The sequence below is a fragment of the Synechococcus sp. N19 genome (assembly GCF_900474045.1).
GTDB lineage: Bacteria > Cyanobacteriota > Cyanobacteriia > PCC-6307 > Cyanobiaceae > Parasynechococcus.
This window is the reverse complement of the sequence record NZ_UCNR01000016.1, coordinates 100,950-121,977: the sequence shown is the minus strand read 5'-3', so window position 1 is coordinate 121,977 and position 21,028 is coordinate 100,950. Positions and strand designations below refer to the sequence as shown.

The following is a 21,028-nucleotide window of genomic DNA, read 5'->3' as shown; positions in this document are numbered from 1 at the left end:
GAGTGAAACGGTCAATGTTCACCCACGGGGTTGCTTCTATTGATCCTTGTTTTCTTTGTATCTGGGCAGGTCGGTTGGCTGAGCCAGCACGTAAACGACGGCAGCGGAGATCACCACGGTGACCACGATGAGTGCGGTGATGGCTACTGAGTAGTCGTTCACTGAGGTCTCTCCAAAGAGAAAGGTTAGGGGTGACGCTTTCCTGGCTGCGTCAATTTGCTGGAAGGGCCTGGCTGTGGATCGTGGTCATCGTGTTGTCCAGATCACCCACATCCCGAAGCCCTTCGGCACTGAACCAGGGTGCGTTCTCCCAGCTGAAGCCTTCACCAAACGTGTTGTCGGGTGCCGTGACGTACCAGTGACAGTTCACATCCGGCGTATCAACGGAGCACTGCGACCAGTCCGGCTGCCACTGCGGCACCTGAACCCACATCACTGCTGCAAACGCCAGGGAGAACAAAGCTTTGAGCATCGACCTGGGGCTACTTATTGAAACTTTACACGAATTGGTCTCAGAATTGGAATCGTCACTGGCATCGACGATCACGCCCGGAAAGCTGAAGCGAGAACGCGCTTCGGTAGTCGGTGACTCGATTTCAATCTGTTGAGCGGGGATACAAACGAAGTGCCGTGCTGTGCGTTCGAGGGCACACCGGTGGCGGAATCGCATTCCCTCATCGCTCGACGCGATGTGATTCCGTCGTGTGGATTCAATTTGTGCGTCCCAATCTGATCGACGTTCAAGGCGAAAGAGCGACTTTCGAGAGTGTTGGCCCCAGGCTTCCCGTCATCAACTGAAGACGTGATCCCAAAGCTGGCCTGTCGATCGAGAACAAGCGTCCGCAGCCTCATCAAGCTGCATGTCCTTCATGCTCCAATCGATGTACTGCGTTGAGCGAAGTGATGGGCCCGACCAATGGGTTCAAGAACAGTGCTTTAAGACTGAGTTCAAGGCGTTCGTGAATGCACGCGCCAAGTCGCTTGCTTTCACAAACGTCTATCGCGTCATCTTTCAAAGCCCTGGGCTCTCACGCGAAGTGGTGAGGGTTGCGAAAGGAAAGGCTCTTCTGAATTCCGATGACAGGTTGGTTGGTTGAGCCGGTCAGTCCTGCTCAGCGCAGCCAGGGCGATTGCGTCACCTCCAGGGTGTACTCACCCGTGCGGGTGAAACGCAGTGGGATGGAGTTGATGCGGATATAGGTCTCCCCTTGCTCGGCAGCCAGAAAGCTGAACTCATGCTCAGCGCTGTTCACCAGAACGTTGCCGCCGCGCTGCATGAAGTCACAGCGGAAGGTTTCCACGCTGGTGATGGGGCCGTCGTAGCTGAGCAGTCGGCAGGTTGAGGCGACGATCTCAGCGTTTGCCGGAATGGCGGTGGCGATGGCGAGGCCTGCCGTGGCGAGGCTGGTTCGAATCCAAATCATCGGAGCACTCCGCAGTGCATTGCGTTCGATTCGTTCTCTCACTCTGCTGCTCCAATCCCTTCCAGGCCGGTGATGTTGGGCGACTCGCCAGATTCTCTTAAGCATTGCAGGGCGCGTCTGCAACTGATCTGCGCGATAGTTATTTCACGCGTAAGGGCCGAGAGACCACGACGCGAGATCTGAATAAGAGGAAATTTCAATGAGCAGGAGAGGTATCCATCCCCTTTTGATGGGCATGGACAAACCCGAGCGAAAACCCGTTGAGCCTTCAAAGGCGAACGATCTATCCGGCAACGAATCCGCGCAACGCAAGCGGTTCATCCGATCGGAAGAAGAAGATTCAGGTAACCAGCAGGCTGCCTGATCAATTAATTAACAAGTGATCAGAGCGCGGATGAGTCCGTACATCTGCGCGATCCATCAACCGCTCTTCCTCAGGCAAGAGCGGTTTTTTGTTTGTGTAAAGGAATGGGTTAAGTACCTATTGATTCTGGAGGGGAGAGGAGTAGAGATAAGTCAGCGACAAGGAGAGAGATGGTCACGATCTGTTCAGGTTTTTTCGATCTCTGCATTCCCCTGAATGCATTTGACAAGACGCAGCCAGGCCAGGCTGAGGAACCCAAGCAAGCGATGAAATCTCAGCACGATCTGTACTGGGAGGAGCGTTGCGACACGTCCCCCACTGCGCCTGGCTGCAAGATCTACGACGACTGAGCTCAATACATCTCAGTTGACGTCATTAAGGCAACGCAATCGATTCTCTTTGGTTCAAGCCACAAACCCTGGCTGAACTGCTGTGTTCTGTTGTTGCAATCTGCTTTCTCCCTGCGTCTTGCCTGCGGGGAGAAATGAATCTGCTGTGGTGATTTTTCAGGGTACGGCCTTGTTGACCTTTTCAGCACCAATTGATCCATCAATGGTGAGATTCAATGAAAGACAAAATTGTCGTTCTCGATACGAATGTGCTGCTCCACGATCCTGAGGCGCCGCACCGCTTTGGTGATCTCAGGGTTGTGATCCCCATGCAAGTGGTTGAAGAAATCGATCGCTTCAAAAAGGATCACTCTGAAAAAGGCCGCAACGCTCGGCGGATTTCAAGGCTCCTGGATTCCTACCGAGCCCGCGGAAGCCTTGCCGATGGCGTTCCGATTGAGGGTACGAATCACGGCATCCTGCAGGTGGTGTTCTGTCAGGCCCAAGCTCTCAACGCCTTGCCGGCAGAACTGCAGGGGGGAGGCGGCGACAACAACATCCTTGCGGTGGCTCTCGAGCAAATGCGATGCAGCGGGCTGACGCAGGCACCTGAGGTTGTGCTGATCAGCAAAGACATCAACCTTCGAATCAAGGCTGATGCGGTGGGCCTGCAGGCCGAGGACTACGTCAACGACAACGTCTCGATCGACGACCTCTACGCAGGGTTCCGTGAACTCAGCACTGATGCGGAGACGATCAAAACCCTGCATGACGAGGATCAGCTGCCCCTGGAGGCTGTCATTAACTCTGAGGAGCAGCATCTCCAGGCCAATGAAGGCGTGGTGCTGGTGGACCAGCGCAACGACAGCCACACCTTGCTGGCCCGGCATCAAGGCAACAGCAACAGCATCAAACCGCTGCACTGGCTGCATCGCGCCCATTTGGGCCGGATCAAAGCCAGAAACCGCGAGCAAAGCTTTGCGCTGGATCTGCTTCTCGATCCCTCCGTCGCTCTGGTGACTCTGGTAGGCAAGGCCGGCACAGGCAAAACGCTGCTGGCCATCGCTGCTGGTTTGCACCAGGTGGCCGACACCCATCACTACGCCCGCCTGTTGGTGACGCGCCCACCGATCTCCCTCGGCAAAGACATCGGCTACCTGCCGGGCACGCTTGAGGAGAAACTCGGCCCTTGGATGAAGCCGATCATCGACAACATCGACTTCATCACCGGTTCGTCTCCCGGCGGGGATGCTGAGCAGACGAAGAAACAGCGGCAGCGCGAACCACGCAACGCCTGGGCCGACCTGCAAGGCATGGGTTTGCTGGAGGTTGAAGCGATCAACACCATTCGCGGCCGATCGATCCCCAATCAGTTCCTGGTGGTGGATGAGGCGCAGAACCTCACGCCCTTGGAAGTGAAAACGATCGTGACGCGGGTGGGGGAAGGAACCAAGGTTGTCTTCACCGGTGACCCGTATCAAATCGACAATCCCTATGTCGATGCCGAAAGCAACGGGCTCACCTGGCTGGTGGAAAAACTCAAAGGCCAGCCCCTGGTGGGCCACATGACCCTCACCAAAGGAGAGCGAAGTGAACTGGCTGAACTGGCGGCCAACATCCTCTGAATCAAGACGACCTCGCCGATACCGACGACATCGCTAACACCCATGACTATGGAACAGATGACTCAATTCTCAGGCACTTCAAGCCCTGAACAAGCCAATCTGGACGCAATTCTGACGTCCCACACCTACCGAATTGCCCATGAAGATCCCGACTTGCTGAACAGCAATGCCATGCGTGGTGTGCGCATGCTGCTTGAAATCACCAAACCGGATCTGCATCTGGAAACAGCCGGGATCGAATCGACGATCATTGTTTTTGGTGGCGCCAGGATCGTCGATCAAGACACCGCAGCAGCGAAGTTGGCGCAAGCTCAGCTTCAGCTCTGTGAAAATCCAGGCTCACCGGTGTTGAAGCGACAAGTCGTTCATGCGAAACAGCTCGTGGAGTTGTCTCGTTTTTATGACGCTGCCCGTGAATTCGCCTCATTGGCGTCCCAGCACGGACAGGCCAATAAGGCAGAAAGCCATGGATGCTCATCCCATGTGATCGTGACCGGTGGTGGGCCGGGAATCATGGAAGCCGCCAACCGGGGTGCCTTTGAGGCCGGCTGCAGCTCGATTGGGCTGAATATCACCCTCCCGTTTGAGCAACATCCCAATCCCTACATCACCCCTGATCTCTGCTTCAAGTTCAACTACTTCTCACTGCGCAAATTCCATTTTGTGATGCGCTCGATTGGCGCCATCCTCTTCCCGGGTGGCTTCGGCACGCTTGATGAACTGTTTGAGCTGCTCACCCTGCGGCAAGTGGGCACCAAGGGCAGCATGCCCATCGTTCTGTTTGGTACAGAGTTTTGGCGAAGGCTTGTGGACTTCGACTACCTCGCCGAGACGGGCTTGATCTCAGATGACGACCTCGATCTGATTCATTTCTCGGATTCAGCGGAAGAGGCCTGGGATTTCATCCGCAGCCGAGCGCGGGCCGAGCCTGAGGCGAGCTGATCAGACCTGGCTGTTTGATCAAGCGGATGGCTGGTTGTGCTGGCGCAGTTTCTTGAGTTGATCTTCGATCTGAAAGCGCAGCTGCCTCAGGTTTTCAACATTGATCTGGTGTTCGCCGGAACTCCAGTGCTGCGGGTTGGCGACACGGATCTCCAGCTCGCGCAGGCGGGAGCGATCAGATTGCATGGCGAACTCCACGGCCGGATCAAGTCTGTTGCCGCAGCTGCCGCCACTACATGAGTTTTTCTACCGAGTAAGGGAAACGACTGATTTGCTTCCGAAGTGGGCTCAGATGGAACCCGATTCCAGCAGGTGGTCCATCAAGGCTGAATAGAGCTGGGTCTTCATGTTCAACAGGCAGGCCTGTTCGTTGGCATCACCACCGGGCCAGTTGGCGTAGGCCTCTGATACAGCCCGGTGCAGAAGACGCAAGGCATCCATTTCCACCGAGATGGTGGTGATCATTTGGTTGTCTTCCATCGTTAATAGTGGTGAGCAACGAAATCAGCTGACTTCAGAGGCCCTGGGACTGCTGGCGCACGATCCAGGCTGAGGCGGCTTGCTGTTGTTTCCAGGCCACCAGGAGGTCTTTGGCAATGCTTTTCAGAGCCGCAAGATCGTCCGAGTTATCGATCTCCCGTGAGAATTTCTCGATTTCAAATTTCTGGCCCAGAGTCAACGCGATGGGTTCCATTGGCTTGTGGCTTTGTGAGCGGAACGTACCCGAGAACTTTTGAGGCTGCAAATGGAAAACGTAGTAGTTGCAACCGATTTGAGGAAAGAATGCTCAACTCAATGCATTGCTTGCATTACAGAACATTTCTGAATGCCGTTGATCGCTCGGATCGCAAAGGCTTATGGCCTTAGAAAGCATGTACAGGCCTGGAGCTGATGCATTTCTCCTGGGAAAAACATCTGGAATTGTCCAGGAATGTAGCTGTTGCCTCAGACAAAAATCAGGGCATGGCTCTCGCCTTGATGGGTGTTGCTCTCACCATGCTGGCCACGGATCTTCTGGCCCATGAATTGAAGGCTTCGGTCATGCCGTCCTCTCGGGCTTGATTCAGAGAAAGTCCATCTCGTCTTCATTGTTGTCGTCTTCCCTCGATTGAATCCAGAGGGCTGATAGCGGAAAGATGAAGCAGCCGGCAATCAGAAATTCCATGGGCTTTGGACTTGGTTGAAGCCACGATCTGTTGGATTCCAACGAGAAGCTGTATCAACCGCTGTCGTGCTTCTTGAATTTGGTTGCCGATCAATCGGTTTGATCGTGTTGAGTGTTTGTGCCTAATCAGTCGATGCTGATTAAGGTGACACCAGCCACAAACAGCAGAACAGACAACACCAGCAAGCCACTGTTCATCGGTTGCTGGCGCGTTTGATCGATTCCATACCCAGGCGTGCAGCCCGGCGCCCCAGTCCCACCGCTGCCTTGGCGGTGCTTTGGATCACATCCTTGGCGGTGCTGCGAACCCTGCGAGGGCTGCGTTGCATGGCATCGGGCCAGGATCCTTCCGGCCAGCGCGGCACACGGCGACCAACGCGGTCACCGAGTCGAAGCAGGGATCGACGCAGCCGGCTGGCCACAGCTTTGAAGCAACAGCATCAATGTGCTGGCTCCAACTCAATGGCGTTGTGCCAAATGACACGAAGGGGGCTTGGTGCTTACGTCGTTGCTCTAAATCCCTCAATTGAGGGATATGGCCATACAGATGGCACCCTCAACTGAGGGATGTGGAATCCATTGGCGTGTTGCTCAATAAAAGAGCGCGCCGCCGGTTGGTATGTCACCTCTTCACGACCTCATCCTTCAGCGCAAGGGCGAGCTGCAGACAGAAACGGTGCAGGTGGTGGATGCCGCCCAGGCCTGGCGCCTGGGGCGTGAGCGCTATCCCCACTGCATCCGCGGTGTAGTGCGTCGGGATGCGGGGCGTGATGGCTCCGCGGCTGAGCCATCCAAACGCCGCTAAAAGAGGGGCATCCGAACAGTCTGGGATGGAGCTGCGGCTCGAGTCGCGCGCATTGAACGAAGCCGTCGAAGCGACGGCGCAGTTTTTCAAGACCCAGCGGGTGGTGGCGTGCTGCGGTGATCGCCTCACCCTGGCTTGCCTCTGCCTGGCCGAGCCGATTCGCCGGGTCGTGGTGGGTTCCGCCACCACAGAAGAGGAAGGCTTTGAGCTGTGCTGCGCTACAAGCCCAGCCTGCTGATCTGCAGCTCGGATCTGGAAACCGGCTACGGCATGAACCTGCTGCGGCGGGTGAAGGCGGAGCTGCCCACCTGCCAGCTGTTGATCGTGCTGGTGCGTGAAACCCAGGCCGTGGTGCAGGAGGCGATGCAGGCCTATGCCGATGTGGTGATCTTCAAATCAAGCCTCGGCACCGGCAAGGGCGATTTCGTTCAAGCCCTCCAGACCCTTTCGGAAGGGGCGTGTATCTCCCCGAGGAGATTCGCCAGCTCGGTGCTGCAGAAGCGCCGAACCCCAATCTGCCGCCGTTGATTGAGGAACTCACCGAACGCGAACTGGAGGTGGTGGCCGGCGTGGCCCGCGGTCTCACCAATCAGAGCATCGGCAGCAGCCTCGGCATCTCGGTGGAAACGGTGAAGACCCACGTGGTCAACGCCAAAGACAAGTTGAGTGCAGCGGATCGCACCCAATTAGCGGTGATGGCCTTGCTCTCCGGCCTGATCGATCCTCTCGGCTGAGACCTGGGGGCTGTTCGGTGATCGCTCGTTCGCTGATCGCTCGTTCGCTGATCGCCTGTTCGGTGATCACGGTCGTGATCGTGCTTCGGTTGCCAACGCTTGATCCATAGGGTCTCGGCGTTGCTTATATGTGATGTCCGAGGAAACCACCAACCAGAAGTCCTGCGGCGGCAAGAAGCGGGCGATGCTCGCCTATGGCCTGGTTCAGATCTCCGCCACCGTGGTGTCGGCCGTGTCGTTGGCGGCCATCGCCGTTGGTCTCTGCGCCGTGAAGCAGGAGAGCCGCCTGTTCAACGGCTGCGTTGAAACCGTTGTGGCTGAGGACCGCTCCGAAGCCGAAGCCGTTCGCTACTGCAACGGCGGTTGATTCCACAAGAACTCAGTTCAGAACTGGCTTTTTAGCCGTTTCAAGTTGTGGCGATCACGTTGCAGTCAGAGGTTTTGATTGCGCCATGTAACGCTCACTTTGAACTATTTATAAGTTCATCAGCGCGCATGAAGTCATCGCCATAGCTTGAACTGAATTTCATTGGTCTTTCGGATGCCAGCTCTGAAGTACAAGCGGGATTTCACCCACGATCAACGGGTGTCCTTCGCCTTTGCGAACTCCGCGACTGCCACCAAGAGCGCCAGCTCCAACGCCGGCAAACCTGCATCCAGCACCGCTGAATACAAGCAGAACCAATGCGCCTCGATGGGCATCGGCATGGGTCCTCGGATCCATGAGGTCTGCCCTTTCGGAGCGGTGAACCACTCCTATGCCGCCACCGGCAGCTCGGCTCTGGAAACCGCCATCGCCGCGGCCTACAAGCAGGTGTTCGGCAACATCGGCATCTCCGACAGCCAACGCCTCACCTCCCTGGAAGCCTTCCTCTGTGATGGCCGCATCAACGTGCAGGGCTTCATGGGCGGCCTGGTCAAGTCCGACCTCTACAAGCAGAAGTTCTTCCACGCCGTGTCGCCCATGCGCGGCATCGAGCTCACCACCAAGCACTTGCTGGGCCGTCCTCCGGTGAGTCAGCAGGAAATCAGCGCTGGCATCCAGCTGATTGCTGACCAGGGCTTCGATGCCTTCGTCGACAGCCTCACCCACTCCGAGGAGTACCTCGAGACCTTCGGTACCGACACGGTTCCTTATCTGCGCGGCTTCAAGTCGGAAGCCCGGGCCGCCTGCTCCACCTTCGTGGGCATGGCTGACCTCACCCCGGCCAACGCCAGCGCCGAGCATGTGATGTACACCGGCCCTCTGCTGGTGAAGCGCCTCACCAAAGACCTCAGCACCTTCGCTGCTGGCAGCGGTGGCTTCTCCGGCGATGGAGCTGGCTTCTCCTACACCAACGCCGTCAAGAACGCTCGCAACAGCGCCTACCGCCGCATGTATGGCGGAAAGTTCAACTACGGCAGCTATTGATCCCCTGCCTCAGGCAGCGATCAACAGATCAGTGAACGGCAGGAGGGGCAACCCTCCTTTTTTTTATGCGCAGCGACGTCCTGCCCTTGATTTGCCCTGGGTATTTGTGCTCATTGCAAATGATTCTCGTTTTTGTAAAGTCTCGTCGCTATGAATTAGGCGATGCATTACTTCGGGCTATTGGTGCACGAGAGCGGTCAAGTTTCGCCACTCTTTGCTACTGATGTTCTCGAAGTTGCAGTCACAAAATTTTTTGAACGCTGCCTGCGAGCTGGATATCTGCCAATTGATGTTCATCTTCGTCTGATCAAATCGGCATCCCCGCAATTTCCGGCTGAGATCTGTTTGGATAAAAACCTGTTGGTATCGGGATACAACCTGCAGGTGGAAAATTATCAATAACCTGCCGATGGTTTCGCTGCGGCTGGGCGAAGTGGATGACATCTTGGGGATTAACCCCGCCTGATGCCTGTGGCCAGCCCCGCCGACGCCGATGCCAACCTCAAGCGGGCCCTCGAGCAGCTCAACGAGAACGAGGCGGCCGTGGCCGAGGCGATCAATGAAGCCCGCGCTGAGCATGCTCGCAGCGAACCGCCCCTCACCGGGCCGGCTCTGCTGGAGCGCATCGATCAGCTGGCCAGCCAGCGTTCCCTCGACAGTCAGGACGCCGCGATCCTCTGCCACTGGCCCGATGCCGCCTCCATCGGCCAGGCCTGGTTTGAGCTCAAGCACCCGGGCAAGAGCGTTCCTAGCCCGATGCTCGTGCTCGATGCCTACCTCGTTGGCGCCCCGCCATTTCTGAGCAAGGCCCAGCGGGATCTGGTGGGGGATTGGTACCGCAGCAAGGTGAGCGCCAATCCCGAGTACGCCGATGCCGTTACCGGAGCAGCCAAGGCCTTCGTGCTGATCGGTGATCTCAACGCCAGTGCCGCCGGTATGGCCTGGCAGACGATCATTCCCGATCTGCTCGAGCAAGGGCATGATCTCGAGTTCAACGTCACCAAGGAACAGCTGACGGCGGCGGCGGCCCGATGGATTGTTGCGGTGGCCGACACCTTCACGCCACCATCGCTGGATTGACGCGAGCGATCGATGGGTCTGCAGCTGGTTTCCGCCGACTACCTTCATGAGGACGGCATCACCTACCGGATCCGCCGCGACAGCCTCGAGCAGGACTTCACGATTGAGGAGAAGCGCAACGGAACCTGGGTGGATTGCGGCCTGGATCAGGCGGTGAAGGATGTGAACTTCGCCGAGTTCAAGCGCCTCGGCCTGCTGATCAAGAAGGTGATGGATGCCGATCAGTGGCTGGCCTGAACGACCCTGAATCGCAGCTGCCGTCCGTCCGCGCCAGGATGTAACGAATTAGTTACACGTTTCTCATGACCGTCGGAGAAATCTTCCTGGAGAGCCTCTCCACCGGGGTGATCACCGAGCACGAGGTGAACTGGCTGGCCTCCCATCAGACCAGTTTTGATCGGCCTGAGGAAGCCGCCGCCATCCGGCTCGGACGCCTCATGGACCAAGGCCAGATCAACCTCGGCTGCCGCCTGCCGGAGCCGATGCTGCGTCATCAGGAGGTGCTGGTGGACTGGATTGAACCCCTCGGCCGTCGCCGTCACCGTCAGAGTTAGCGCGCTGTGGCCTGAACCAGCAGCCCGTCCTTGGGAGTGGGGCTGGGGATCAGCTGCAGCGCCAAGTCTTGATCCGGCTGTAGCTGCAGCTCCACCGCCTGCAGCAGTCCCACCGCCATCAGGCGGATTTCCAACTCCGCCAGAGCCTTGCCCAGGCATACCCGTTCGCCGCCACCGAAGGGCAGCAGCGTCTGCTTGAACGAGCCATCCAGGTGCCGTTGCGGCCGGAATGCCGCCAGATCCTCGTCATCACCGGCCGACGTCGGGCTAAGCACCACCTGAATCACGCTGCCTTCGGGAACGGCCACCCCCGCCAGTTCGATCGGCGCGAGGCTGCGCCGGAAGAACCCTCCCACCGGCGGCGTAAGACGCATCACCTCCAGCACCGTTGCGTCCAACCGTGCTGATGCCGCCTCATTCGCCAACCCATCGCGCAACCAGCTCTCCACCTCGGGGTTGAGCAGCAGCGCCCGGAACAGGCAGCTCAGCGATGAGGCTGTTGTCTCGTAGCCGGCGAACAGCAAGAGCAGCAGCTGTTCGGCCAGGTCGTCATCGTCCAAAGGAATGCCGGCTTCATCCAAGCCGCCGCTCAGCAGATCAAGTCCGCCTTGGTTGGTGCCCGCCTGGAGCACGCCTTTGATCCGCTTCAGCAGCCGTTGGCGTGCCGCCATCGCCTTGGCGAAGGGGGTGCCGGGAATGGCCAGGGGAATCGAGAACAGGGCCCGGGTCCAGATCTCGAAGTCGGCAAACAGGGCATCACGGCTGGCGCCATCCAGGCCCAGCACCGTGGTGGCGATCACGGCAAAGGCGAAGCGCCTCATCCGTGCCGCCAGCGGCAACGGTGTGGTGTTGGTGATCAGCTCCTGGCAGAGCTCCTCCACCATCTGCTCGATCGACGGGGTGTAGCGCGCCAGTGCTGCGCTGGAGAACAGTTGCCCCACCACCCTGCGCCGGGCTTTGTGCCCCGGCCCACTGCGGTTGGCCAGCGATCGGTTGCCCAGCAGTTGCCGCACGCTTTCGGGCCACCAGCCCTGCAAGGCATCCCCTTGCCCCAGCAGGTCGCCGATGGCCTGTTCGCCGCGGATGAACACCATCCGCTGGGCCAGCAGCTTGGTTTCGAACACATCGCCGTGGGTCTCAAAGCGCCGCTGGGCGAAATCCGCTTGGGTGAAGAAGGCCAGGGTTTCCCCCAGTCCGCTCACGGCGCCGGTGCTGGGGAGGGGGGTGGTGGCCATCGCAGCTCGGCGTGAGCTGAAGTTCTAGGGCTGACAGTGCTGCAGGCGCTGGCTATTTCAACGGGTGTGCTGCGCGTTCTCCGTGGAACTCAAGTCTTTGCTATTTGTGCTGATCGCTCATCTGATCAGCGCCGGCCTCTCGAAAACCGTTGCCGCCCAGAAGGCCCGCAACAGCAACCGCTGGGCTGTTGCGGGTTTTCTGTTTGGGCCGTTGGGTCTGATTGCTGCGGTGGGCATGCCGGACCGTCATCAGATTGTTTATCTGCGCTATTTGGCTGAGCAGCAGGGCTACCAACCCCGCCACGCCTGTGGTGGTCAGAAGGGTGAGACCGACGCCTGAGTCTTCTCTTGAAACCCTTCAGCGGCAGCGCTGAAAACGAACAATGCTGCGGGTGAGGCCTTTCTCGGGCCAGTTGGGCATCACCCGCCAGGGGGTGTGCACCGTGAGCACGTCGCCCTCGATCGCGAAATAGCGGGTCTGTTCCGTGCCCACCCATTCGGGGTTCCAGGCCACATCCACCTGGGTGATCCAGCGGTCACCCTCGAGCCGGTACTTGCCGGTGTAAGCGATCATGCTGCTCAGCAGGGCCGATCGCTCCTCGGCATTGCTGCCCGGTTGGCGACCCTCTGCCGAGAGCATGAAGGAGAGGCGACCCTCCGCCGTGAAGATCACATAGCCGCTGGGGTTGTCCCCCATCGGCGCGAAGTTGTTGCCGTTGGCTTGTTCCTCAACGTCGTAGCTCAACAATTGCCACGCGCCATGCACGCTGGTGGAACTGATCGCTTGGGCGGGCTGAACCGAACTGACGCTCACAACTGAATCTGTTCCTGAGCGGCAACCTATCGATCGTGATCTGGCTTTGACAGCCTGAATCGAGGCATTGCTGCGCAATTGATGCCATTGATTGCCGAACCAGTAGCAACAACAACGAAAGTGATCAGCGTGCTGGAGCGCGGCAGGGCCGCCAGCCCCGTTTCACCATCACGTTCCAGGTGTCGATCGCGTTCTGATCCAGAACGCGGCGATGGCTGAGGGGTTGCGGTGGTCGGGGTGGGTCGTAGTGATACGTCCTGATCGAGACCCAGGCCGTGGTTTCTGAATTCAGTTCCGGCTTGAAATGCACCAGCCGCTGTTGGGTTGTGTTCACCAACCATCCCCGTCCACCCTGGTCAGGGTGTGATTGGGATGTTGATTGGTGCTGGGAGTTGGCCATTTGAACGCATTCTCGAGGCCAACTGTTTGACGCCGAGGGCTTTGTCAAACCACCAACACAAGCTGCTCACACATGCGGATTTTTTGTTTTTCCAGCCAATCAACTGAATTCAATTCTTTTTTCCCCTTGTGAGCAGCACAATATTTGTTCTAATAGAGAAGTAACGACCTCACAGACCCATGCTTACCGGAGCTGAATTGCTCAACCGCGTCAAGGAACTTGGCGATTGCGCCAAAACAGATCTGGCCAGGGGTTGTGGTTACGTCGTCAAAAAGAAAGACGGCTCTGAGCAGGTGAAATTCACCGCGTTCTACGAGGCCCTCCTGGAAGCCAAGGGCCTTTCCTTCTCCACCGGTGGATCTGGTGTGGGCAAAGGTGGCCGCAAGCTGTCCTACAAAGCTGTGGTTCAGGGCAACGGCAATCTGTTGATTGGCAAGGCCTACACCGCTCTGCTGGAACTGCAGCCCGGCGATGAATATGAGATCAAGCTTGGTCGTAAGCAGATCCGCCTGATCCCTGTTGGCGGTTCCGAAGAAGAGGATTGATCTCCGGTTCAGCAGCAACACCATTTTCCCCGTGGTTCCTTTAGGTTCCACGGGGACTTTTTTGGCTCCGATGCCCTACCAACCCACCAAGGAGCATCTGGACCATCAGATTCCAGACGCGTTCAAGAGCATCAATAGTTTGATGCGTCAGCTGAAGCAGGACATCGGCATGGATGACCGCTACATCGCCCTGATGCTTGATGCGCTCTCGCGGGAATACTCCGCCAAGCAGCCGATCCGAGAAGGTTTCGGCTTCCGCTGAAGATCAAGCTGTTGCTATCAACCGGTGGAACGGCGTCTCCCTCCACCCATGAAACGACTCCTTCTCGTCCACAACCTGGTGCACGGTCAGATTGTTGTGCACGAACTGGACGATAAGGATTTCGCTGTGGAGCTGGTGGAGGGCGATCCGGAGACCGACGATCAGGGCGAGATGGACGTGGAGAGTCGCTTTTTCATCCGCGTTGACAACGAATGAGCTCGCGTTGACCTCAGTGTCGAATCACGAGCGGTGCGCAGCTCAGCACAGAAATGATTGATCGGGTTGGATCAGCGCTATCGCGAAGGAACCTGTGGGTGGAAGGTGATGGCAACGCGCTACGTGCTTCGGATGGGGGAGGTGATCCTCTCCAACCGCAACCCCAAGGAGCTCGACGTCTACTGCTACCGAACCGGTGCCAACGACCACACCTGCCTGCTGCTCTCCGATCAATCCGAAGCGGATTTCCTGCTCCGCTACGGATCTGACGAGTTGAACGTGGCCTATTGACGCCGCTCGGATCGTGGCCTGAATGGGTGAGCATCTAGGCAACGCCATGGACGACGTCAGGCTGCAACAGCTGCTTCAAGAGGCAGAAGAGCATATCCGTGCCCGCAGCTGCCGCCAGCGCTATGAGCGCGCCGTGGTCCGTCTGCCCGACAGCCGCCGGGGCATCTGGTTCGGTGATGACAAGCGTGCGGCCTAAGGCGCGCCGTTGACCAGAAGAGCTGGCTCCAGGGGGGCGTGCAGCAACTCAAAAACCGAATCGATGCGTTCGGCCTCCACTTGCGAGATCGAGAGCATCAAGGCCAGCAGATCCAGTCGTCGTCGCTCCTCGGCGGAATAGGGACCATCCGAGCGCATCAGTTCTGAGGCCATCGCGTAGGCCGTGAGCGCTTGATCGGCTGTGAGCGCCTTGGCGGCTTCCAGCATCAGCGCCTTCGTGCCTTTCTCCAGGCGCATGGCCAGCACCGCATCCATCAGCAGCACCGCCTCGTTCTCACTCATCCGGCAGTAGGGCTCGCGGTAATCGAGGGCATGCCGGAATGCCCTGGCCCCAGGCCGGCTGAGGGTGTCGTCCCACGACACCGCGGTGAGGCCAACGGCCGCAAAAGCAGTGACGACATTCATCGGGAATGGCGCAAGCGTTGCTCAACTGTCAACGAATGGTTGCGATCCCTGTTGTTAAAAGCGCAACAGCTCTGCGCAGATGAGTCGTTGCACCTAGTCGGCCTGTCGCATCACTCCGGCAGGCGCTCCACGGCCACATGCATGAACCGCTTCACCATGGCGATCGGCCAGCCTTCTCGCTGCAGGTCTTCAGCGATCTGATCGATCTGAAAGCCGATCTCTTCGGCCACCAGCTCTTCCAGCAGCTGGTTCGAATGTTTCGTGGTGGTCATGGGCCGGTGCTCAAGCTCAGCAGCACTGCATCGGGCCTAACCCACCTCGGCTGTGTTTCGCCACCTTGATTTGATCGCGTTCGGTTGCAGGCTTGCGGCGCCGTTGCCAGCTTGAAGGCATGAAACAGGCTTCCCTGCTCCGGCGCATCGGTACCTACCTGCTCGGCTTGGTGGATGAGTACTGGGCCATGCGTCGTCCCTGGCAGTACGGCACCAAGCAGCCCCAATGCGGGCTGCAGTGCGATGGCGATCACTGCGAACCCGTCGACTGAGTCAGCCCTGCGCACAATGCGCGTTTACACGGGTTGCCGCTCCTCCATGTCCCCACAACAGTGAGGTCAGCCAAGGAGATGAGATGGAGTTCAAAAGCCGCATTTTTGCCACCTCGCGTGGGTCCACCATCGACGCCATCGGCGACGGCAAATATCTGGTGTGCAATCCGGCCTATTGCTTCATGGTGCATGGCCTGCGCCAGGCCCATGAGGCCGTGCAACGTCAGGAAAAGCCCGCCCTCTGAGCCATGGCTGAATACCGGATTCACTGCAAGCACTGCGGCTATGAGGGGCAGGCCAACTCCCGTTGGATCCCCTTCGTTCAGGTGGAGAAGCGGGGGCAGGATTGCCCCCATTGCGGTCGCCCCACCCTGCTGGAGCCCTGGTGCAGGCTCCGGGCTGAGGCGTCCATGCCTGATTACTGAAAGGTTTGCCAGCTGCTGGTGAGCCACTGGGGAGCCACGCTCCACCAGATGGCCGTGGCCACAAAAATGGCGGTCAGCCCGATCAGGCTGGTGATCAGCTCCTCCTGCCGGTTGTCGGAGCGAAGTTTCCTGGCTTTGCCCACGGTTGTCCTTGGATGCTTCCCTCGGTGTAAGGCCTCGGCTCGGCATTGGCCATCGGTCAAAACACCCGGCCGCAGCTCTGGCGATGATGGGTTCAGCGTCAGGGTCCGATGAGCACCGCCACGTTTGCTGAGTTCGCCGAACGGGCCGACTACTCCCTGCTGGAAGCCCTCACGCCTGACCCGGAGTCCACAGCAGATGGAGATGACCACCGTCCCCGCCAGGTGCTCTCCGGCCACTACGTGCCGGTGACGCCCACCCCGATCCCCGAGCCCCAATACCTGTCGCACAGCCGCAGCTTGTTCAGTGAGCTTGGTCTCAGCGACGACCTCGCCCAGGACGATCAGTTCCGCCGCATGTTTTCCGGCGATCTCGGTGTGGCCACCGGTCCGATGCGGCCCTGGGGCTGGGCCACCGGCTACGCCCTCTCGATCTACGGCACCGAATACACCCAGCAGTGCCCCTTTGGTAATGGCAATGGCTACGGCGACGGCCGAGCCATGTCGGTGTTTGAGGGCTTGTTTGAAGGGCGCCGCTGGGAGATGCAACTCAAAGGTGGTGGTCCCACTCCCTACTGCCGTGGCGCCGATGGGCGCGCCGTGCTCCGCTCCAGCGTCCGTGAGTTTCTGGCGCAGGACTTAATGCATGCCCTCGGCGTGCCCACCTCCCGTTCGTTGACGCTCTACGTCTCCCATGCCGAGACGGTGCGACGGCCCTGGTATTCCGAGAATTCACGCTCGATGGACCCGGACGTGATGGTCGACAACCCGGCGGCCATCAGCACCCGGGTGGCGCCATCGTTTCTGCGGGTGGGGCAGCTGGAGTTGTTCGCCCGCCGTGCCCGCAGTGAGGCCCATCCCCGGGCGCATCAGGAATTGCACCAGATTGTGGTGCACCTGATCGAACGCAATTACCGCCAGGAGATCGACCCTGGCCTGCCCTTCAGCGACCAGGTTGTGCTGCTAGCGCGCTTGTTCCGTGATCGGCTCACGGCCCTCGTGGCCAACTGGATCCGTGTGGGGTATTGCCAGGGCAACTTCAACAGCGATAACTGCGCCGCCGGTGGCTTCACCCTCGACTACGGCCCGTTCGGCTTCTGCGAGTTGTTCGATCCGCGCTTTCAGCCCTGGACCGGGGGCGGCGCCCACTTCTGCTTCTTCAACCAGCCGGCGGCTGCGGAGGCCAACTACCGCATGTTCTGGAAATCTTTGCGCACGTTGATGGAGGGCCAGGCGGAGGTTCAGGCCCAACTGGATCAGTTGCTGGAGGAGTTCCCCGCTGCCATGCAGGAGGCCATGCAGCGGATGTGGAGCAGCAAACTCGGCCTGCCCAGTGCCGACGATGCGCTGGTGAAAGAGCTGCTGCAGCTTTTGGTGGAGTCGAGCGCCGATTATTCGATGTTTTTCCGCCGCTTGTCGGATCTGCCCGAGCAGATCGATCCGCTGCGGGACTGTTTCTATCTGCCCCTTTCGGCCCCCCTTGAATCCCAGTGGAACGACTGGTTGCTGCGCTGGCGTGCACAGTGGCCCAGTGGCGTTGATCCGGCCCTGATTTCTGCTGGCATGCGGCGGGTCAATCCGGCCATCACCTGGCGCGAATGGTTGATCGCTCCTGCCTACCAGCAGGCCGCCGAAGGAGACACCTCCTTGATGGATGATCTGCAGCAGCTGTTCAGCACGCCCTACGAGCCCCCTTCCGCTGAATTGGCGGCCCGATACGACCGCTTGAAACCGCGGGAGTTCTTCAGCGCCGGTGGGGTGTCTCACTACAGCTGTTCGTCTTGAGCGCCGACGACGTTCTGGAGTTCTGGTTCCAGCAGTGCCGTCCCTGGCAGTGGTTTCGTCGCCGCGACAGCTTCGATGCCCTGGTGCGAGAGCGATTCGCGGAGGCCGTTGAGCGCGCCCTCGCTGGAGAGCTGGACCACTGGAGCTGTGGACCCAGCAGTGGTCTGGCCCTTGTGCTGCTTTTGGATCAATTCACCCGTCAGATTTGGCGGGGCCAGGCCCAAGCCTTCGCCGGAGATCCTCAGGCTCTGAAGCTGAGCCTGGCAGCGCTGGAGCGGGGATGGATCGCAGCGGACTCGCAACGACCGCGGCGGCAGTTCTGGCTGATGCCTCTTTTGCACAGCGAAAACATCAGCGTGGTGGCCCAGGCCATCCCTTTGCTGGAGCAATTCGCCGACGGTGCCACCGCCGATGTGGCCCGCCGCCATCGCCTCCAGCTGCAGCGCTTTGGCCGCTATCCCCATCGCAATGCTGCTCTCGGACGGGTGAGTTCACCGGAGGAAGTGGTGTTGATGCAGCAATCACAACGTTGAGGGTTCCTCGCCTTCGTCTTTCATCAGGCGCAGCGCTGCATTCATCACGGCAGCTTTCACCGCCCGGCGCTCCAGCCCCTGGCGTTCGAAGTGCCGAACGATGCGCGACAGATCCCACCAGACGGCCACTTCCACTTCATCCATCTCATTGGCGACGTGGAGAGTCATGGTTTCGCTGGGTCTTAATTCAGCTGTAGCCCCGTGCCAGCACCGCCTGAGGCGTCTGCGGAATTACTGCTGAATTCAGTTGCAATTCAGCCTGAACGGTCGTTCGTGGCTAGGCAGCAAGTGGATGCCTCCCTTCACTGTGCAGCACTACTTGATCGTTTGGACGTTCCCGACTGTTGAGGGGGCGTGGGAGTCATGCCCGGGCTTTGCTGACTACATCAACTCGGGAGCACCGGGAGATGCTTTCGACGGCTTTGCTCTCAAATACCGCGTCTGCGAACCGATCAGCGGTAGTGGTGTCGCAATTGCCGTTGCCAGTGACATCGGCAAGGTGTGGGCGCATCTCGGACCCTGGATCAAGGACTTCGGCATTCAGTTCGAGGTCACTGCCGTGGTGTCCGATGCCGAATTTGCTGCGATGTGGCCGATGGTGGAAGCTGCGGCATCCGTCAGCTAAAACGGCTGCCCAACACACCATGGCCCGGCTTTGACGCTTGCCCTGCTTGAGCCCCTGCTGTTTCTTGCTGCGGCTGGTTCAGCTGCAGCGGGATTGCTGATCCTTCAGTTGGGGCTGCAACGGGTGTTTTCAGTAGCACCGCGCTTGAAGCCGGGCCAGGACGTTGCTGCTCCGGACACGTCGCTGACTGTGGTGATCCCCGCCTTCAACGAGGCCCACAACATCGAGGCCTGTGTCGCCAGCGTTCTGGCCAATCAGCCCCCCTGCCAGGACTGGTCGGTGGTGGTGGTGGATGACGAGTCCAGCGATGCAACGGTGGACAACGCCCTCCGGGCTGGCTCAGCAGCGCCCCACTTCCGACTGATCCAAGCCGGCCCCAGGCCCGTCAACGAACGCTGGGTGGGCAAGAACTGGGCCTGCAGCCGGGCCGTTGACCAGGTCTCCAGCGAGTGGCTGTTGTTCATCGATGCCGATGTTCGGCTCAAGCCCGATGCCCTGAAACGGGCCCTGGCTCAGGCCCTTGATGAGCAGGCCGATCTGCTGAGCCTGGCGCCTCGGTTGAGTTGCGGATGCCTGGCGGAATGGATGGTGCAGCCGATCATGGCCAGCCTCCTGGGCCTCGGCTTTCCCATCCTCGAAACCAACGACCCGGCATCGCCGGTGGCGTTTGCGGCGGGGCCCTTCATGTTGTTCAAGGCCTCCACCTATGCGCAGATTGGTGGGCACCGGGCCCTGTCTGGCGAGGTGGTGGAAGATCTGGCCCTCGCCCGCGCCATCAAGGGAGGAGGCCATCGGCTGCGTTATCTCCTGGGGCTTGATGCGGTCGATCTGCGGATGTACAGCGACCTCGCGGCGCTCTGGGAGGGCTGGACCAAGAACTGGTTTCTGGGCCTGGACAAGGATCCCGTCAAAGCCCTTGGCGCCGCTTTGGTGGTGGTGCTGATGTTCACCGTGCCCTGGCTGTTGCTGCCGGCATCGCTGCTGCTGCTCTGGCTCCAACCCCTGCTGGCTTCGGCTTGGTGGTGGGTGTTGGCGCTGGCGAGCTTGGCCATCCTTCAACAGCTGCTGCTGCGGCTGTGGACGCGCAGCAACTTTGATGTGCCCCTCAGCTACTGGTGGCTGATGGGAGCCGGTGGGTTGCTGGTGGGTGCGATTGGCCCTTTCTCGATCTGGCGCACCCGCACGGGACGTGGTTGGACCTGGAAAGGCAGGGCTTTGAATTAGGTGTGGTGTCCCTTTTCGCGGGCATCTTCAGCCCGCCGCCGGATTGCCGCATGCCGGAATGCCTTTTCCAGCTTGGTCAATTTGGGTTGTTTGTCTTGCAGGGCAGCTTCGCCGCGGGCTTTGGCTGCGTTGATGAAATCGTCCGATTTGGTACCGCTGAGTCCACCCATTTCCATGCCTCAACTGAATCAAGCCTGGTTCCGTTGCGGCTTCGTTGGGCTCGAAGCAAAGGCTTTCTATCGAATTCAGGTTTGAACGGAATTGTTTGGTAGTCCTTGATCCCATTGATGAGCCATCCCCTCTGAAGGCTCGGCATCAGGCCGCTGTGTGCGAAGGTAAGCAGTCTTGATCAATTCTTTTTTTGACGATCTTTATCGGAAATCTCTCCTGGGACGCTGAGCGGGAGGATCTCATTCATCTGTTCGGTCAGTACGGCGAAGTGAGCAAGTGCTCCTTGCCCCTCGACCGGGAGACGGGCCGCAAGCGTGGTTTCGCTTTTGTTGACCTCAGCAGCGAAGCCGATGAGCAGTCGGCAATCGACGACCTGCAGAACGTTGAGTGGATGGGTCGCGCCATCTCCGTTCGCAAGGCCGAACCCCGCCGCTGAGCTTCACAACAGCTTCGCTTCACCTCACTTTCCAAAACCACGGTCGGTTGTGGATGGTGAGGTTTTGTCGTGCGTTGCGTTGGGCTGTGGCTGTTGAGAGGCCTGCTGTTGAGAGGCCTGGTTGAACCGACTGTCGAGCCAACGCGAAACGATGTAGATCCCAATGAACATCGGGATGTAGATCTGATAGGCACTTTGTTGTTCAATCTCGAGCTGATTGACGACGGTGACAGCAGCGGTGCTGAGCACGAGGTAGATCCCGACGCGCCGAAACAGGGGTGATTTGAACAACGTTGTGAGAGCTCAAGCGTTTGATCATGTTCTCCTG

43 protein-coding genes are annotated in these 21,028 nt (G+C 59.2%); 27 read left to right on the top strand and 16 right to left on the bottom strand.

The annotated features are described in order from the left end of the window. Positions 1-36: 36 nt before the first annotated feature. From DXY02_RS13120 to DXY02_RS10795, 3 genes are all read right to left on the bottom strand, one after another. Positions 37-162, bottom strand: coding sequence for a hypothetical protein (locus tag DXY02_RS13120; RefSeq protein ID WP_256377321.1), 126 nt, complete (start codon positions 160-162; stop codon positions 37-39). A gap of 49 nt (positions 163-211) precedes the next feature. After that, positions 212-472 carry a hypothetical protein gene (locus tag DXY02_RS10805; protein ID WP_114989341.1) on the bottom strand — a complete coding sequence of 87 codons (261 nt, stop codon included), beginning with the start codon at positions 470-472 and terminating at the stop codon, positions 212-214. Between the two features lie 640 nt (positions 473-1,112). Continuing rightward, the gene (locus tag DXY02_RS10795) at positions 1,113-1,424 is read right to left on the bottom strand and encodes a hypothetical protein (protein WP_114989339.1); all 312 of its coding nucleotides are present in this window, start codon (positions 1,422-1,424) and stop codon (positions 1,113-1,115) included. Between the two features lie 929 nt (positions 1,425-2,353). Here DXY02_RS10795 and DXY02_RS10785 point away from each other — a divergent pair. Together DXY02_RS10785 and DXY02_RS10780 are read left to right on the top strand one after the other, a co-directional pair. After that, entirely contained in the window at positions 2,354-3,742 is a 1,389-nt protein-coding gene (locus tag DXY02_RS10785; protein ID WP_114989337.1) for a PhoH family protein, read from the top strand. A gap of 57 nt (positions 3,743-3,799) precedes the next feature. Next, positions 3,800-4,684, top strand: coding sequence for an LOG family protein (locus tag DXY02_RS10780; RefSeq protein WP_244276287.1), 885 nt, complete (start codon positions 3,800-3,802; stop codon positions 4,682-4,684). A gap of 18 nt (positions 4,685-4,702) precedes the next feature. On the opposite strand, the gene DXY02_RS12730 is transcribed toward DXY02_RS10780, so the two are convergent. The 3 genes from DXY02_RS12730 to DXY02_RS10765 form a co-directional block, all read right to left on the bottom strand. Next, complete coding sequence (locus DXY02_RS12730) at positions 4,703-4,870, bottom strand: hypothetical protein (protein ID WP_170951026.1); 168 nt, start codon at positions 4,868-4,870, stop codon at positions 4,703-4,705. A gap of 102 nt (positions 4,871-4,972) precedes the next feature. Continuing rightward, positions 4,973-5,164 (bottom strand): hypothetical protein, encoded by a 192-nt coding sequence (locus DXY02_RS12725; protein WP_114989334.1) that lies wholly within the window; start codon positions 5,162-5,164, stop codon positions 4,973-4,975. Positions 5,165-5,198: 34 nt separating this feature from the next. Next, on the bottom strand, positions 5,199-5,378 hold the full coding sequence (locus DXY02_RS10765; protein WP_114989333.1) for a hypothetical protein: 180 nt from the start codon (positions 5,376-5,378) through the stop codon (positions 5,199-5,201). Positions 5,379-5,575: 197 nt separating this feature from the next. On the opposite strand from DXY02_RS10765, the gene DXY02_RS12720 reads away from it, so the two are divergent. Then, on the top strand, positions 5,576-5,746 hold the full coding sequence (locus tag DXY02_RS12720; protein WP_170951567.1) for a hypothetical protein: 171 nt from the start codon (positions 5,576-5,578) through the stop codon (positions 5,744-5,746). Between the two features lie 297 nt (positions 5,747-6,043). Here the strand turns inward: DXY02_RS12720 and DXY02_RS10760 are convergent, their stop codons facing one another. Continuing rightward, positions 6,044-6,271: a hypothetical protein gene (locus DXY02_RS10760; RefSeq protein ID WP_114989332.1), complete on the bottom strand. Its 228-nt coding sequence runs from the start codon at positions 6,269-6,271 to the stop codon at positions 6,044-6,046. A gap of 197 nt (positions 6,272-6,468) precedes the next feature. On the opposite strand from DXY02_RS10760, the gene DXY02_RS10755 reads away from it, so the two are divergent. The 10 genes from DXY02_RS10755 to DXY02_RS10720 all read left to right on the top strand — a co-directional run bounded on the left by DXY02_RS10755 (position 6,469) and on the right by DXY02_RS10720 (position 10,433). Next, a complete protein-coding gene (locus tag DXY02_RS10755; protein ID WP_114989331.1) occupies positions 6,469-6,654 on the top strand; it encodes a hypothetical protein in 186 nt (61 codons plus the stop codon). A 25-nt stretch (positions 6,655-6,679) separates the two neighbouring features. After that, entirely contained in the window at positions 6,680-6,892 is a 213-nt protein-coding gene (locus DXY02_RS12985) for a hypothetical protein (RefSeq protein WP_244276285.1), read from the top strand. Beyond that, on the top strand, positions 6,865-7,182 hold the full coding sequence (locus DXY02_RS12980; RefSeq protein ID WP_244276283.1) for a DNA-binding response regulator: 318 nt from the start codon (positions 6,865-6,867) through the stop codon (positions 7,180-7,182). Before DXY02_RS12985 ends, DXY02_RS12980 begins: the two co-directional genes overlap by 28 nt. Then, entirely contained in the window at positions 7,179-7,388 is a 210-nt protein-coding gene (locus tag DXY02_RS12975; RefSeq protein WP_244276281.1) for a response regulator transcription factor, read from the top strand. Before DXY02_RS12980 ends, DXY02_RS12975 begins: the two co-directional genes overlap by 4 nt. A gap of 133 nt (positions 7,389-7,521) precedes the next feature. Next, complete coding sequence (locus tag DXY02_RS10745) at positions 7,522-7,755, top strand: hypothetical protein (protein WP_114989330.1); 234 nt, start codon at positions 7,522-7,524, stop codon at positions 7,753-7,755. Positions 7,756-7,929: 174 nt separating this feature from the next. Then, positions 7,930-8,799 (top strand): phycobilisome rod-core linker polypeptide, encoded by an 870-nt coding sequence (locus tag DXY02_RS10740; RefSeq protein WP_114989329.1) that lies wholly within the window; start codon positions 7,930-7,932, stop codon positions 8,797-8,799. A gap of 162 nt (positions 8,800-8,961) precedes the next feature. After that, positions 8,962-9,201, top strand: a complete 240-nt coding sequence (locus DXY02_RS10735) for a hypothetical protein (protein ID WP_114989328.1) — start codon at positions 8,962-8,964, stop codon at positions 9,199-9,201. Positions 9,202-9,264: 63 nt separating this feature from the next. Next, a complete protein-coding gene (locus DXY02_RS10730) occupies positions 9,265-9,879 on the top strand; it encodes a hypothetical protein (RefSeq protein ID WP_244276279.1) in 615 nt (204 codons plus the stop codon). A gap of 12 nt (positions 9,880-9,891) precedes the next feature. Then, positions 9,892-10,116 carry a hypothetical protein gene (locus tag DXY02_RS10725; protein ID WP_114989327.1) on the top strand — a complete coding sequence of 75 codons (225 nt, stop codon included), beginning with the start codon at positions 9,892-9,894 and terminating at the stop codon, positions 10,114-10,116. A gap of 65 nt (positions 10,117-10,181) precedes the next feature. Continuing rightward, positions 10,182-10,433, top strand: a complete 252-nt coding sequence (locus DXY02_RS10720) for a hypothetical protein (protein ID WP_114989326.1) — start codon at positions 10,182-10,184, stop codon at positions 10,431-10,433. Here DXY02_RS10720 and DXY02_RS10715 read toward each other — a convergent pair. Further along, positions 10,430-11,668: a cytochrome P450 gene (locus DXY02_RS10715; RefSeq protein ID WP_114989325.1), complete on the bottom strand. Its 1,239-nt coding sequence runs from the start codon at positions 11,666-11,668 to the stop codon at positions 10,430-10,432. The two genes, DXY02_RS10720 and DXY02_RS10715, sit on opposite strands and share 4 nt — an antisense overlap. 82 nt (positions 11,669-11,750) lie before the next feature. Between DXY02_RS10715 and DXY02_RS10710 the strand changes: the two genes are divergently transcribed. Continuing rightward, the gene (locus tag DXY02_RS10710; RefSeq protein WP_244276277.1) at positions 11,751-12,008 is read left to right on the top strand and encodes a hypothetical protein; all 258 of its coding nucleotides are present in this window, start codon (positions 11,751-11,753) and stop codon (positions 12,006-12,008) included. Positions 12,009-12,026: 18 nt separating this feature from the next. Here DXY02_RS10710 and DXY02_RS10705 read toward each other — a convergent pair whose 3' ends face one another. Together DXY02_RS10705 and DXY02_RS10700 are read right to left on the bottom strand one after the other, a co-directional pair. Then, entirely contained in the window at positions 12,027-12,482 is a 456-nt protein-coding gene (locus DXY02_RS10705) for a lipocalin-like domain-containing protein (protein ID WP_114989323.1), read from the bottom strand. 124 nt (positions 12,483-12,606) lie between these two features. After that, on the bottom strand, positions 12,607-12,816 hold the full coding sequence (locus DXY02_RS10700) for a DUF1651 domain-containing protein (protein ID WP_244276275.1): 210 nt from the start codon (positions 12,814-12,816) through the stop codon (positions 12,607-12,609). 245 nt (positions 12,817-13,061) lie between these two features. Between DXY02_RS10700 and DXY02_RS10695 the strand changes: the two genes are divergently transcribed. From DXY02_RS10695 to DXY02_RS12710, 5 genes are all read left to right on the top strand, one after another. Further along, complete coding sequence (locus tag DXY02_RS10695; protein ID WP_006850785.1) at positions 13,062-13,427, top strand: AbrB family transcriptional regulator; 366 nt, start codon at positions 13,062-13,064, stop codon at positions 13,425-13,427. Positions 13,428-13,497: 70 nt separating this feature from the next. Beyond that, positions 13,498-13,689: a hypothetical protein gene (locus DXY02_RS10690; protein ID WP_115132746.1), complete on the top strand. Its 192-nt coding sequence runs from the start codon at positions 13,498-13,500 to the stop codon at positions 13,687-13,689. A gap of 48 nt (positions 13,690-13,737) precedes the next feature. Continuing rightward, positions 13,738-13,905, top strand: coding sequence for a hypothetical protein (locus DXY02_RS12715; RefSeq protein WP_170951566.1), 168 nt, complete (start codon positions 13,738-13,740; stop codon positions 13,903-13,905). 108 nt (positions 13,906-14,013) lie between these two features. Beyond that, the gene (locus DXY02_RS10685; protein ID WP_206749642.1) at positions 14,014-14,196 is read left to right on the top strand and encodes a hypothetical protein; all 183 of its coding nucleotides are present in this window, start codon (positions 14,014-14,016) and stop codon (positions 14,194-14,196) included. A 22-nt stretch (positions 14,197-14,218) separates the two neighbouring features. Continuing rightward, on the top strand, positions 14,219-14,392 hold the full coding sequence (locus DXY02_RS12710; RefSeq protein ID WP_170951565.1) for a hypothetical protein: 174 nt from the start codon (positions 14,219-14,221) through the stop codon (positions 14,390-14,392). Here the strand turns inward: DXY02_RS12710 and DXY02_RS10680 are convergent. Beyond that, complete coding sequence (locus tag DXY02_RS10680; RefSeq protein WP_114989319.1) at positions 14,389-14,817, bottom strand: tellurite resistance TerB family protein; 429 nt, start codon at positions 14,815-14,817, stop codon at positions 14,389-14,391. The two genes, DXY02_RS12710 and DXY02_RS10680, sit on opposite strands and share 4 nt — an antisense overlap. Before the next feature lie 110 nt (positions 14,818-14,927). After that, positions 14,928-15,089, bottom strand: a complete 162-nt coding sequence (locus DXY02_RS12705) for a hypothetical protein (protein ID WP_170951564.1) — start codon at positions 15,087-15,089, stop codon at positions 14,928-14,930. A gap of 119 nt (positions 15,090-15,208) precedes the next feature. Here DXY02_RS12705 and DXY02_RS12700 point away from each other — a divergent pair, with 119 nt between their 5' ends. From DXY02_RS12700 to DXY02_RS12690, 3 genes are all read left to right on the top strand, one after another. Next, positions 15,209-15,361 (top strand): hypothetical protein, encoded by a 153-nt coding sequence (locus DXY02_RS12700; protein ID WP_170951563.1) that lies wholly within the window; start codon positions 15,209-15,211, stop codon positions 15,359-15,361. Between the two features lie 83 nt (positions 15,362-15,444). Further along, complete coding sequence (locus DXY02_RS12695) at positions 15,445-15,606, top strand: hypothetical protein (RefSeq protein ID WP_170950619.1); 162 nt, start codon at positions 15,445-15,447, stop codon at positions 15,604-15,606. A 3-nt stretch (positions 15,607-15,609) separates the two neighbouring features. Next, the gene (locus tag DXY02_RS12690) at positions 15,610-15,786 is read left to right on the top strand and encodes a hypothetical protein (RefSeq protein ID WP_156783051.1); all 177 of its coding nucleotides are present in this window, start codon (positions 15,610-15,612) and stop codon (positions 15,784-15,786) included. On the opposite strand, the gene DXY02_RS12685 is transcribed toward DXY02_RS12690, so the two are convergent. Beyond that, complete coding sequence (locus tag DXY02_RS12685) at positions 15,780-15,929, bottom strand: hypothetical protein (protein ID WP_170950618.1); 150 nt, start codon at positions 15,927-15,929, stop codon at positions 15,780-15,782. The two genes, DXY02_RS12690 and DXY02_RS12685, sit on opposite strands and share 7 nt — an antisense overlap. Before the next feature lie 108 nt (positions 15,930-16,037). Between DXY02_RS12685 and DXY02_RS10670 the strand changes: the two genes are divergently transcribed. Then, positions 16,038-17,711 carry a protein adenylyltransferase SelO family protein gene (locus DXY02_RS10670; protein WP_114989317.1) on the top strand — a complete coding sequence of 558 codons (1,674 nt, stop codon included), beginning with the start codon at positions 16,038-16,040 and terminating at the stop codon, positions 17,709-17,711. Further along, entirely contained in the window at positions 17,708-18,244 is a 537-nt protein-coding gene (locus DXY02_RS10665) for a DUF924 family protein (protein WP_114989316.1), read from the top strand. The genes DXY02_RS10670 and DXY02_RS10665 overlap by 4 nt, the downstream gene beginning before the upstream one ends. Here DXY02_RS10665 and DXY02_RS10660 read toward each other — a convergent pair. Continuing rightward, entirely contained in the window at positions 18,233-18,412 is a 180-nt protein-coding gene (locus DXY02_RS10660) for a hypothetical protein (protein ID WP_006850301.1), read from the bottom strand. The genes DXY02_RS10665 and DXY02_RS10660 overlap by 12 nt on opposite strands. A 139-nt stretch (positions 18,413-18,551) precedes the next feature. On the opposite strand from DXY02_RS10660, the gene DXY02_RS10655 reads away from it, so the two are divergent. Together DXY02_RS10655 and DXY02_RS10650 are read left to right on the top strand one after the other, a co-directional pair. After that, positions 18,552-18,869 (top strand): DUF3303 domain-containing protein, encoded by a 318-nt coding sequence (locus tag DXY02_RS10655; protein ID WP_025362236.1) that lies wholly within the window; start codon positions 18,552-18,554, stop codon positions 18,867-18,869. Positions 18,870-18,899: 30 nt separating this feature from the next. Beyond that, a complete protein-coding gene (locus tag DXY02_RS10650; RefSeq protein ID WP_114989315.1) occupies positions 18,900-20,093 on the top strand; it encodes a glycosyltransferase family 2 protein in 1,194 nt (397 codons plus the stop codon). Here the strand turns inward: DXY02_RS10650 and DXY02_RS12680 are convergent. Next, positions 20,090-20,263, bottom strand: coding sequence for a hypothetical protein (locus DXY02_RS12680; protein WP_170951562.1), 174 nt, complete (start codon positions 20,261-20,263; stop codon positions 20,090-20,092). The genes DXY02_RS10650 and DXY02_RS12680 overlap by 4 nt on opposite strands. A 191-nt stretch (positions 20,264-20,454) precedes the next feature. On the opposite strand from DXY02_RS12680, the gene DXY02_RS10640 reads away from it, so the two are divergent. Beyond that, positions 20,455-20,700 carry an RNA-binding protein gene (locus DXY02_RS10640; protein ID WP_006850138.1) on the top strand — a complete coding sequence of 82 codons (246 nt, stop codon included), beginning with the start codon at positions 20,455-20,457 and terminating at the stop codon, positions 20,698-20,700. A 24-nt stretch (positions 20,701-20,724) separates the two neighbouring features. Here the strand turns inward: DXY02_RS10640 and DXY02_RS10635 are convergent, their stop codons facing one another. Beyond that, positions 20,725-20,991, bottom strand: coding sequence for a hypothetical protein (locus DXY02_RS10635; RefSeq protein WP_114989313.1), 267 nt, complete (start codon positions 20,989-20,991; stop codon positions 20,725-20,727). Between the last annotated feature and the right edge of the window lie 37 nt (positions 20,992-21,028).